At 66.7% G+C, this 11,256-nt stretch carries 10 protein-coding genes and 2 pseudogenes; 2 read left to right on the plus strand and 10 right to left on the minus strand.

From position 1 onward, the window contains the following. Positions 1–7: 7 nt before the first annotated feature. Positions 8–631 (minus strand): transposase, encoded by a 624-nt coding sequence (locus KI385_RS44780; RefSeq protein ID WP_425357036.1) that lies wholly within the window; start codon positions 629–631, stop codon positions 8–10. 362 nt (positions 632–993) lie between these two features. Between KI385_RS44780 and KI385_RS41220 the strand changes: the two genes are divergently transcribed. Then, positions 994–2,229 (plus strand): IS110 family RNA-guided transposase, encoded by a 1,236-nt coding sequence (locus tag KI385_RS41220; protein WP_238577106.1) that lies wholly within the window; start codon positions 994–996, stop codon positions 2,227–2,229. A 33-nt stretch (positions 2,230–2,262) separates the two neighbouring features. On the opposite strand, the pseudogene KI385_RS41225 reads toward KI385_RS41220, so the two are convergent. The 9 genes and pseudogenes from KI385_RS41225 to KI385_RS41260 form a co-directional block, all read right to left on the minus strand. Then, positions 2,263–2,633: pseudogene (locus tag KI385_RS41225) on the minus strand (helix-turn-helix domain-containing protein); the annotation flags it as partial. Between the two features lie 44 nt (positions 2,634–2,677). After that, entirely contained in the window at positions 2,678–2,875 is a 198-nt protein-coding gene (locus KI385_RS41230; RefSeq protein WP_238577107.1) for a hypothetical protein, read from the minus strand. Positions 2,876–3,316: 441 nt separating this feature from the next. Next, positions 3,317–3,877, minus strand: a complete 561-nt coding sequence (locus KI385_RS41235; protein ID WP_238577108.1) for a hypothetical protein — start codon at positions 3,875–3,877, stop codon at positions 3,317–3,319. A gap of 3 nt (positions 3,878–3,880) precedes the next feature. After that, a complete protein-coding gene (locus KI385_RS41240; RefSeq protein WP_238577109.1) occupies positions 3,881–5,500 on the minus strand; it encodes a DEAD/DEAH box helicase in 1,620 nt (539 codons plus the stop codon). Positions 5,501–5,684: 184 nt separating this feature from the next. Next, entirely contained in the window at positions 5,685–7,319 is a 1,635-nt protein-coding gene (locus KI385_RS41245; protein WP_238577110.1) for an MFS transporter, read from the minus strand. A gap of 393 nt (positions 7,320–7,712) precedes the next feature. Beyond that, positions 7,713–9,058, minus strand: a pseudogene (locus tag KI385_RS41250) (IS1380 family transposase). Positions 9,059–9,364: 306 nt separating this feature from the next. Then, positions 9,365–10,144 carry a class I SAM-dependent methyltransferase gene (locus KI385_RS41255; protein ID WP_238577111.1) on the minus strand — a complete coding sequence of 260 codons (780 nt, stop codon included), beginning with the start codon at positions 10,142–10,144 and terminating at the stop codon, positions 9,365–9,367. A 286-nt stretch (positions 10,145–10,430) separates the two neighbouring features. Further along, a complete protein-coding gene (locus KI385_RS44085) occupies positions 10,431–10,559 on the minus strand; it encodes a hypothetical protein (RefSeq protein ID WP_281066958.1) in 129 nt (42 codons plus the stop codon). Between the two features lie 155 nt (positions 10,560–10,714). Further along, complete coding sequence (locus KI385_RS41260) at positions 10,715–10,876, minus strand: hypothetical protein (RefSeq protein ID WP_238577112.1); 162 nt, start codon at positions 10,874–10,876, stop codon at positions 10,715–10,717. Between the two features lie 79 nt (positions 10,877–10,955). Here KI385_RS41260 and KI385_RS41265 point away from each other — a divergent pair, with 79 nt between their 5' ends. Beyond that, positions 10,956–11,105, plus strand: a complete 150-nt coding sequence (locus tag KI385_RS41265; RefSeq protein WP_238577114.1) for a hypothetical protein — start codon at positions 10,956–10,958, stop codon at positions 11,103–11,105. Positions 11,106–11,256 lie beyond the last annotated feature (151 nt).

Below are 11,256 nucleotides of genomic sequence, written 5' to 3' on the forward strand. Positions count from 1 at the left end.
ACACCGGTCAGGTCGTACGGCTCCAGCAAGGCGGCGAAGCAGGTGATTTCGTTGGTCTTGTCCGGGACTCGCAGCTGGGTGACGTGACGGTGAGGCCGGCGCCGGTGATCGCGGCCAGCAGATGGGCGGCCGGGGTCTCGCCGTGGCGTGATCCGCGGGCGATCCACAACACTGAGGGGAGGTCAAACCCTGCTGCCCAGCCGGCGAGGTTGAGGTTGTGCAGGCGGGCGATGCCGAGCATGGCGTGGTGGACGCCGTCGCCTTTGAGTCGGCAATCCCGCAGGATCTTCCAGCTCTTCCTGCGGGCGAAGAGGTGCTCGACGCGCGCCCGGTCCTGCTTGTGGGGGCGGTTGTGTTCCTCCTTCCAGGCGGGGAGCTCCTCGCCTTTGGGGCGGCGGTGCGGGACGACCCAGGCCGGTGCCCTGGGTACCCGCCGTCGGCGATGGTCATCGTGATTCCGACGGCGGCTTTGGCTCCGGATTCCGCCATCCGCGGGAGTCGTGGCGGTTACCCGGCACGGGCCGGCCGACCACGACGACCATGCGGGTGTCAGCGTCGATGACAACCTGATGGGCCGTGGAGTACCGGTAGTTCTAATAGGTCTTCGGTGAGCCCGAGCACGTGAGTGCAAGGGCCGCCAGGCGAGGCGGAAGTTTGCCGCCGTTCTGGGACTGGATCCCCGTGTTCAGACCGGCTCCGCCTCGCCTGCGCCCTGCCGGGCGGAGACCTTCGGTAGTTCCGGGACCTTGATCTCTCGTCAAAGACCGGTCCCGCCCGGCAGGAGCTCGGACATCACCGGTTTCATGTCCTCAGCCCGCCGACAGGGGCCACCTCTCAGCAGTTCGCGAGCCTAAGAGCTCTCCAGCAGACCGAGGTCCCTGCCGGTCGCTGGAGACACGAACGGCTCATGAGATGGCGTGCCTCGAGCACTTCTATTAGAGCGCCGCGTGCTCCGCACAGGACCGACCTGCAGATTGATACGGAGGTACAAGATTGAGCGCGATCTTCTGCGGCATTGACTGGGCAGAAGGGCACCACGACATAGCCCTGGTCGACCAGAACGGAGCCCAGGTAGCCAAGCTGCGTATCAGCGACGACAGCGCCGGCTTCCACGCGCTGATGGAACTACTGACCCGGCACGGTGACACCGCGGAGGATCCGATCCCGGTCGCCATCGAGACGCCCCGCGGGCTCCTCGTCGCCTGCTTGCGGGCCACCGGCCGCCAGATCTACGCGATCAACCCACTGGCCGCCGCCCGCTACCGCGATCGCGCCAGCGTCTCCCGAGCCAAGTCCGATGCAGCTGATGCTCGGGTCCTGGCCAACATCCTGCGGACCGACAGGCACGCCCACCGCCCCATGCCTGACGACAGCGAAGCCGGGCAGGCCGTCGCCGTCCTGGCCCGCGCTCACCAGGATGCAATCTGGGACCGGCAGCAGATGATCAACCGGCTCCGCTCACACCTGCGCGAGTACTACCCGGCCGCCCTCACGGCCTTCCACGGCCCCGGAAAGCCCGGTCTCGACTCGCCACGCGCCCGCGTGATCTTGACCGCTGCACCCACGCCGGCCGATGCCGCCAAACTCACCCGCAGCCAGCTGCGCGCACTACTCAAGCGCGGCGAGCGTCCACGCTGCGGAATCGAAGCCGAAGTCGAACGGCTTCGGGAAATCTTCTGTGCGGACCACCTCCGACAGCTGCCCCAGGTCGAACAGGCTCTGGGACACCAAGCGGCGGCGCTTATCCGGCAGGTCGACGCCGCTTGCACCAGCGTCGCCCAGCTCGCGGTGGCGACCGAGGAAGCATTCCTTGCGCACCCAGATGCCGGCATCATCACTAGCTTCCCGGGGCTGTCCGTGCTCTCCGGAGCACGCGTCCTCGCTGAGATCGGAGACGACCGCGAACGCTTCGCGGACGCCCGAGCGATGAAGGCGTACGCCGGCGCGGCCCCCGTTACGCGGGCCTCCGGCCGAAGTCACGTCGTCGTAGCCCGAACCGTCAAGAACCAGCGACTGGCCTCAGCCGGGCACATGTGGGCCTTCGCAGCGCTCCGCACTCAGGCTCCACGCGCTCACTACGACCGGCGGCGTGCTGGCGGAGAACGCCACACCGCAGCTCTTAGGAACCTGTTCAACAAACTGCTCGGCTGCCTCTACCACTGCCTACAGCGTCGCACTCTATTCGACCCCGATCGTGCCTTCGCACCACCTGTGGACCTTGCTGCCTGAGCCCCTACTTGACCTACCAGCGACATGAGATGTCTTCGACTGTTCAGCGATCACATGGCCACGGTGGGAACCAGGGTTCCGTCCACGATGAGCACGGTGTTCAGACCGAACCTCTTGCGGGGCTGCAGCGCCAGCATCGGCCCGAGGTGGTTGATGATCCGGTCGGCCGCCGACTTGGAGATCCCGAACAGCGGGGTCAGCTGGCGCATCGTCAAGTTCGTGCGCCAACACGCCGTGACCAGCAGGATGCGATCCTCCAGCGCCAAACTCCACGGTCTGCCCCGCCGTGCCGCGTCCGCCCCCTTGCGATGCGTCGCGGCGACCAGCCTGCCGAGGCAGCGCGGGCTCAGCCTGGTAAACGGAGTTATCCAGGACGGCTCAGGCGCCGTGATCACACCAGCCACGACAAGATCATCTCGCCTGCGGCCGCGTGTCCCTGAACCCTGCCTCAGGGCTCGGGGATGAAGGCGGGGTCGATGCCTGGCTCGACAATCCCCGCGCGCACAGAGCGCACGAACTGCCTGACCCCGGCCACGAGGAGATCCCAGGTCACGGGAGAAGTCCACACATCCGGCTCAAGGTTGGAGCCCACACGCCAGCCCTCCTCGGACTGCACGATCCAGATCAGCCCCGGTTCTGCGGACATCGAGTCGAGCTCGAAATCCCGCGTCCCGACGTCCGGGCTCCGCAGCCCAGTGCATGAGCCAGTACGCCAGCTCGGCAACGGGGAACATCTCCTCAGACCACAGCTTGTGTTCGTCGTCCCAGACGGTCAGCTCCGCGTCGATGTCCAGAAGCAGGACCTCCACAGGAGCCTCGCTCGGTGTCAAACCTCGCCGTGGGAGGTCTGACACCCCAAAGTCCCGGCAGACGAAACGCACTGCATGGCCTCCATCAAGACTGAGGCCCCGCGGAATGCCCAGGCCACCTAAATGAGGGCAATCCTGGCAACGTGACGGTGAGAGCCGAGCCCTGGTACCGGATGACGGGACAGCCCTTAAACGGTGTCCGTTGAACTCCATGGCGAACCGAAAATCGGGCGATGTTTGCCCGCACAACAGTCATTGACATGCGCCGTATAGTGCGACTACTTGGGCGCCATGAAGTAGTCAGCCGGATTAAGGGAATTGAGCGCGATCCACCGCTGTGGTGTTACTGCGGTGGATACTTCAGTACTGTCCGATGAGGCGCGGAAGAATCCCTGGATATCGAGAGCAATTCTAGGATCGTCGTCGACGCGTCGTGCCATTTCGTAGTAGACGGCCAGCACGTGGATACATCGTGGAGTGTCAGCTGAGCAGGAGCAGTCGACGCCGACGAGTGTCGGTGCGGGCGGGTGGCCCGCGTCGGTGATCGCGCGATACAGCTCGTCGGTGAGGGCGGGCCGAACGCCGCTCAGCCGGCGGGAGATCCCGGCTATCGCCTCCTGGGACATGGGCGCAACCTCGATGTTGGCCACCGAAGGCTTGCGACCGTGGTGTATTACGGCGCGCACGATCCGGCCGTCGATCGTGACCTGCACTTTCCCGTCGCGTGCGATTCTGCGCGCGCGTGGCAGCTGCGGATCGGGGCGGGTCTGACGCAACGGCTCGGCGAGCCGAACCCAGTCTCTCCCCCACACTGTGTAACCGAAATCACTATCAGGCATATGTCAGCTGTCTCGCTTCCGGCGCAGGATCGCAATGAGGCGGTCATCATCCAAGCGGGCCAATTCGGTGACACCGGACATATCGGCGACATCGGAGAGCGCGGATTTACGTGAGTGCATGGCCGCGATGTGCTCCTCGACGGTGGTCCCCGTGGTCAGAGTGGTGACGGTGACGGTGCGGGTCTGACCGATCCGATGGACTCGATCGGAGGCCTGCGCTTCCACGGCCGGGTTCCACCATCGGTCGAAGTGAATGACGTCGGCTGCGCGGGTGAGAGTGAGCCCGGTGCCCCCGGCTTTCAGGCTGAGCACCAGCACTTTCGGGCCGTTGTCGGCCTGGAACCGGCGGACGATGTCGGCCCGTTGCTCCTGATTCAAGCCGCCATGGAAGAACGGCGCGCACACACCGAACTGTTCGTCGAAGTGTCGCACCAGCAGCTCACCGGTCTGCCGGTACTGGGTGAAAATCAGGGTCGGAGAGCCAATCTCGAGGTTGTTGGCCACAATGTCGGTGCAGAGGTCGAGTTTTCCCGACCTTCCTGACAGCTCATCGAGGTCACCGGTGATCAGGCCCGGGTGGTTGCAGACCTGTTTGAGCGCGGTTACGGCTGCCAACACCTTGGTCTGGCGCTGTGCGCCGCTGCCGAAGCCGTCGTCGATCACCTGCTCCAGCAGTTGGTCGTACAACTGCTGCTGTTCCTCGGTGAGGTCGCAGATCAGGTCGGCGTGGATCTTGGGTGGGAGCGAGCCTGCGACCTGGGACTTCTTCCGCATCAAGACGATCGGCTCGATTGCCCCGCGCAGCCGGGCAGCGGCGGCGAGGGAGCCGTCCGCGATCGGCCGGACAAAGCGACGACGGAACTGCGTCTTGTGCCCGAACAGTTGCGGTGCGACCAGATTGAGAAGCGCCCACAGCTCCTCGAGGTGATTCTCGACGGGCGTTCCGGTCAAGGCGATTCGCGCGTCGGCCGCAATGGTTCGCGCGGCCTTCGATATCTGCGTGCGGGGGTTCTTCAGCACCTGCGCCTCATCGAAAACCGCAGTGACCCAATGATGCTCCATCATGATAGGGCTGTGTATGCGTAGCGTCGGGTAGCCGGTGAGCACCACCGTCCCGCTATCTACCGCTTTCAGCGGCCCGCCACGCCAGATTATCGTCCGCAGGTCAGGTGCGAACCGCGCGATTTCGTGTGCCCAGTTCCCGACCAGCGACGTGGGACACACCACCAGCTGTGGCCCCTCCTCGGCGCGCCCGGCGATATAGCCGATGGCCTGCAGCGTCTTACCGAGCCCCATTTCGTCGGCAAGCACCGCGCCGCCGTGTGCGTCGACGGTCTCGCGCAGCCAGCTCACACCGCGAACCTGATACGGCCGCAGCTTGGCGGTCAGCGCTGTGCGCAGTTCGGTCGCAACAGCATTGGTGTGACGGAAGACGGCCACGGCATGCTCCGCCGACGTCACGGCGACACCGGTGGCATCGGGAACGGCATGCGCTGCGATCGGCAGGACCGAATCGCCGCCCGCAATCCGCGCCCGCCAGACATCCACCGACCGACCAGGCGAGTCGAGGGGCGCGCCGGCGAGCCTGTCCGGCTCGATCAGCGCGCAGTCGACGTCGGACACCTCGAACCCGCCAAGGTCTGGCGTCGGGAGAACCAAGGGAACAGTCTCGACATCACCGACCGGCGGAGCAGCCCCCACGGCGCGACCGGACCAGGTCCACAAGGCAAACATATGACGGTCGGGTAGGTACGTGGCTTGACTATCAAGCGGGACCCCAGGAAGTTTTTGCGCGATTCCCATGGTGTCAGCGGCTGCCCACGTCATTGCCCTCATAGGCGGGTTGGATATCGGCCCCGGAATGGGGGGTCGCCCCAGCCGCGGAGCGGCTGTCTCCTCGATCGTGGGCCGGCTCCTGTACCAGCTCCGTGGGCTTTCCGGCAGGACGCAAGGCAATCACCAGCACAGCTGCTCCGAAGAGTGCGATGAGCATGATCCAGACCGCGCCGACGTGCATAGCGTGAATAAACGCACCATCGGCAGCGTGCGCAAGAGTGGGCCGGTGGATCTCGGTGGCGACACGCCGGGCCTGTTCGGCGGAAACCCGCGCCCGGTCCTGCACCGGCCCGGGTACATCGCTCAGCGAGGGTTCGATCGCGCGCCGATACACGATCGACATGATCGTGCCGCCCACTGCGATTCCGATCACGCTGCCGGTCTGTCGCACGGTGTTGGTGACGGCCGACCCGGCACCGGCCCGTTCCAGCGGCAGGGAGCTGATCAATGCTGCCGTCACCGGGCCGATCACCATGCCGATGGAGAGGCCCTGGACCAACAACAGGATCTCGATCCAGATGAGTGGGGTTTGCAGTCCGAGGAACCCGTACGCGCCCATGGTCAGCGCCGCCACGGTGAGCGCTGGTGCGGTAATAGGGCGTAGCGACCAGCGGCGAACCAGACGCGCGCCAAGGGGCGCCCCCAGGATCGCCCCGAGCGCGGTCGGGAGGCTGGCCAAGCCCGCCTCCATCGGCGAAAAGCCGCGTGCGCCCTGGAGGTAGAACGCGTTGTAGAAGGTGACGGCGGTCGTGGCAAAGAGGAGCAATCCGAGCGCCGCGTTGCCGCCACCGAATGTACGTTGCGCGAGCAGTCGGGGATCGAAGCTGGGCACCTTGATTCGCAGTTCGACGAGTACGAAAGCGGCCAGCAGGACCAGTCCGACGGCGATCGGCGCCCAGACGTCTGTACGACTCCAGGCGGCCACCTGCCCCGCACGGATCAGCCCGTAGGCCAACGTCGCGAGCCCGCTGATCGACAGCAACATCCCAGCCGGGTCCAGCGGCCGCAGGATGGGGCTGCGGAAATTCGGGACCAGCATGGCGATCCCGACCAACGCCAGCGCCACGACCGGGACATTGACCAGAAAGACCGAGCCCCACCAGAAATGGTCGAGAAGCAACCCTGCCAACAGCGGGCCCGCAGCCATTCCGACACCGGCGGATGTCGAGGAAATGGCGATCGCGGTTGTCCGCGCGGGGCCGGTGAAGGTCCACATAAGGATGGCCAAGTTGGCGGGCATGATCAGCGCGCTGCCTACTCCCATCGCGGCTCGAGCGGCAATCAGTTGGCCTGCGTCGCTTGCGTACGCCGCCCACATCGAGGACCCGGCGAAGCTCACCAATCCGGTTGCGAGCACAGTCCGGTGACCGAAGCGATCACCCAGTGCGCCTGCGGTGAACATCAAGGTGGCGAAGGCCAGAGTGTACGAGCCTGTGGCCCATTGAAGCTCGGCCGGGCCGGCATCCAGTCCACGGACCGGGTCTGCGAGGGTCTCCAAGGTGGTACTCAGGACGGTGTTGTCCAGCCAGATCAGCAGCGAGCACAACATGAGAACGGCAAGGATCAACTGCTGCCTGAATTTCGGCAACGTTGGGGACGTGGTCATGAATACCCTCGGGTGCGGTCGGTAAAAACCTGACGATTGGCTGGACCGTAAGCAATCGTCACGCCCCTGTCAATTTCTGAGTGCCCGTGAACAAACTGCTGGTTTTGGCGAGTCACCAAGGGCATATCGTCACGCCCCTGTCAATTTCCGAGTACCCGTGAATAAACTGCTGGTTTTGGCGAGTCGCCGAGGGCATATCGTCACGCCCCCGTCAATTCCTGAGCTTGTTGTTCAACCTCGATATCTCGTGACGGTCCGTTGGTTCGCCTGGTCGGCCGTTTCGGGTCTTCGTGTGGGCGATGGGCAAGCCAAGCGCCCGGCTGTCGCGCCGGGTGAGCGCCGGGTTCCACTGCTCCGGCCGCGGGATAGCTCGTCGGGATGGGGTCTTGCTGGTCAGCCGGGGTTCGGGAGGGCTTGCAGCCGCTCGAACGCTGCGGTGATGAGCTGGGTCCAGGGCCAGTGGCGGGTCAGGCGGAGCCAGCGGAGGCGTCCGGTTGTGACGAGCTGGGCGGCGGCGGAGAACAGTCGCAGCCTCAGGCGCTTGGGTTCCCAGTGCCGGGCAGGCCCGTCCAGGGCGAGCATGGGCATCCAGGCCAGCAGGTCCAGGGCGAGCTGGACGATCTCCGGCCAGACGCGGTTTTGTGCGGCGTCGTGCAGAGGAAGGTTCCGCAGGCCGGTGTCACGGACTGCGCGGATGCGGTCCTCAGCCCTGGCCCGCTGACGATGCCGCAGCTCCAGGGACGCGATCGGGGTGCCGGTGGTGTTCGTCGCGAAGCACGTGATGCGCATGCCGTCGGCGTCGGTGATCCGCAACTGGGCGCCAGGATGCGGCCGCTCCTTGCGCACGATCAGCCGCAAGCCCTTCGACCAGCCTTTTGGACGTCACCGGCGAGTTCGGCGACCCAGGCCCCGTCACGCACGTCGCCGTCCGGTTCCACGGCCGGTGTCCAGGCGGAGGCGGGGACGAGGAGGACAGTCTGGTGGATCGCCTCGGTGATCACCATCCCGACCGAGTAGGACAGCCACCGTCCCCGCGCGGTCAGCCAGTTCAGGGACTCATGGGTGCCACCCGCGGGGTCGGTGCGGATCAGGGTCCGTCGTCTGCGACGGTGCTGCCTCGGCAGCTGGGACAGCGCCTGCCGAGCGGCGGCGATGTGATCGCTCGCAGTGTTGCTGCCCGCGTTGCCCGGCCGCAGCAGGCCCGCGACCGGCTCCCCGGAGCCTTCACGGCCGTGATCGACGAACGCGAACAGTGGGTGATGGCCAAAGGTCCTCTTCCACGTCGCAGCGGCGTCCTGCTTCTCGGAGTGCGCCAGGACCAGCACACCGTCGATGTCCACGACCACCTCGCCGCCCTCGTTCGGCGCCGCCGGGCCTGCCAACCTCCAGACCCGCTCGCGTACTTCGGCCCGCGCTCTGCGGACGGCGGCCAGTGCGCGGGGGCCAGCGGCGGCGAGGCTGTCGACGAGCCGGGAGACGGTCGGGTCGGAGGCGACCGGCCCGAACAGCTCGGGCTCGACCCGCAGCATCGCCATGTCAGACAGGCAGTCCCCGCCCAGCGCGACCGCCAGGGCGAGATCGAGCAGGATCTTGCCGGGATCATGCACAGCCCGGGGCTTGCGCCACGGCTCCAGGGCCGCCGAGATCGCGGCATCCAGGCCGGTCCGCCGGACCGTCTCCACCAGCAGTACCCCGCCGGCCTGTGAGACCACCCCGCTACCGCCACCCGACACCCGCACACTCGGATAGGAACCGCTACGCCTACTCGCCTGAAAAGTGTCTCCGACCGGTACGGGAACAAGGGCCTAGGCGATCCTCATTCTCGCTGGTCAGGGGCGCTTTTCGCTTGGCTGATCACCGGCCGGACAGCCCGCTTCAGGCACGAGGCCGATGAAGGGGCGAAGGCGACCACGACGGCGAAGCGGTCGACTGTAGGTGCTCACTGAACTTGGCGGTATCTCACGAACTTGACGGCCCACTTGGCGGATCCGCCATCTTCGTGGGACGGCGTGCGGCGTGTCATCGATCGTTGTCGACGTGATGCTTCACAGCCGCCGGACGCGCAGCACGCCGGTCAGCATCGGGAGAGTGAACTCGCCGCGGGCGGTCTCCGGTCTACTCGCGAGGAAAGCGCGGATCCGGCCCAGCGTGGCGTCTTGTTCCTGTTCTGGCATGACCAGCACCCCCGCGCGCGTCGCGATGGTCGCCACGAGAGAGTCGGCGGTGCGGCGCTGCCCGTGCGGGAACTCGGCCTGCTCCGGCGAGCCGAACCGGGCGGCCACGCCCGTCTTGGGAAGGTGCATGTCGGCTGTCTCGGCGCGCCAGCTGGTGGGCGTGTCACGCGGGCCGATGGCCGCGCTCCCGCTGACCCGTGCGAGCCCGGCAACCCACTCGACCCGGTCGTCCATGACGTTCCACAGGCCAGCCAGAGCGCCGCCGGGTGCGAGGACCCTGGCGATCTCGGGTCCCGCGACGGCCATGTCGAACCAATGCATGGCGTTGCCGGCCAGCACGGCATCGACGGAAGCGTCCGGGAGCGGTATCGCCTCGGCACTACCCGACAGGGCACGGACACTCGGCAGCGAGCGGCGCAGCTCGGTCAGCATCGCCGGATCGGGCTCGACCGCGATGACTTCGGCACCCAGCGCGATCAGCGTGCTGGTGAGCTTGCCGGTTCCGGCGCCGAGGTCGAGCACGCGTGGGCCGGGCGCGGGCTCCAGCGCCCAGCGCACCGCGGCCTGCGCGTAGTCCGGACGGTGCTCGTCGTATGCGACCGCCGCCGCGCCGAACGACGAAGCGTGAAGCAGCCGTTCGTCCTTATCCACGCGGGTACCGTATCGGTGCTGCTGGCGGTCGGCTACCTCGCCTCACTACGTCTGCGCCGGCCACCCGATAGCGCAATCAGCCTCGCGCTCACCTGAAAAGTGCCTCCGGTCGGCGCGGGAACGGGAGCCTCGACAATCCGCACTCTTCCTGGTCAGAGACACTTATCACTGAACCGACCACCTGCCGGACAGCCCGCTTCATGAAAGCGCGAGGTTAACCTCGCACGTCATCCGACCTGCTGAGACAGGGCTGTTGTAAATTCATCTGACCTCGGACTGGTGCAGGTCAGGCGAGGTCGAGGAGGTCCAGCGGCCGGCTGAGGGGCTCGTGGGGCATCTCGCGGAGGGCGGCCGCGATGTTCGTGTGGCCCGCCGCTCGCAACAGATTGATCGCGAAGCTGCGGAGTGTGGCCATGTTGTCCGGGCCGTGGCCGGTGCGGACCTTGGAAGCGGCCTTGGCGAAGGTGGTGTCGCGGACGAAGTGGAGCCGGTTCTCGATGGTCCACTGTGAGCGGACGATCTTCGCAACCTGGGCGGCGGGCGGGAAGTCAACGCCGAGCGCGGTGACGGTCAGACCTGAACCACGCGCGTCTCCAGCCGTACGTGGCCTTCGCTGCGGTCATAGAACTTCGCGGTCGCCTCGTTCCAGGGCGGAGCCTTCAACTGGGCGTACAGGCCCGGCTGGTTCTTCTTCACGGTGAAGGCGTAATGCGCCTTCTTGTTCTGGGGCAAAAGCGGGCATGCTCCCGCCGGGTCGGCCCCGAGCGGATCGGCGAGGCCGCCCGGGCAGACGGCGTTCAGGACGCGGCGGATGGTCGCCGCGCTCGGCGTGATGCGGACGCCGAGCCGGGTGAGGGCGTCCTGCGGGGCGCTGCGGGCCCACTGCCCGATCGCCGCGAACGATCAGGCTCCGGTCAGCACCGCCGAGCAGGCGATCAGCGGCACGCTCACGAACGGGTGACGCTTTCCGCGCCGATGGCGCGGATCAGCCAGCGTGGCCAGCCGCTGCGGCAGTCCCACGAGCGCACGGTGCTGACGCGAGGGCGACTTGATCGGGCAGGCGCCGGCAGACCGGCGGCACATCGAAGTTCCGTTGGGAGAAGGTGACTTGG

Source organism: Streptomyces inhibens, assembly GCF_022221585.1.
GTDB lineage: Bacteria > Actinomycetota > Actinomycetes > Streptomycetales > Streptomycetaceae > Streptomyces > Streptomyces inhibens.

Coding starts and splice junctions, on each gene's coding strand:
- KI385_RS41230 (WP_238577107.1), bottom strand. CDS start 2,875: ATGTCCGCAGAACCGGGGCTGATCTGGATCGTGCAGTCCGAGGAGGGC.
- KI385_RS41235 (WP_238577108.1), bottom strand. CDS start 3,877: ATGCCTGATAGTGATTTCGGTTACACAGTGTGGGGGAGAGACTGGGTT.
- KI385_RS41245 (WP_238577110.1), bottom strand. CDS start 7,319: ATGACCACGTCCCCAACGTTGCCGAAATTCAGGCAGCAGTTGATCCTT.
- KI385_RS44085 (WP_281066958.1), bottom strand. CDS start 10,559: ATGGCCACACTCCGCAGCTTCGCGATCAATCTGTTGCGAGCGGCGGGC.
- KI385_RS41265 (WP_238577114.1), top strand. CDS start 10,956: ATGGTCGCCGCGCTCGGCGTGATGCGGACGCCGAGCCGGGTGAGGGCG.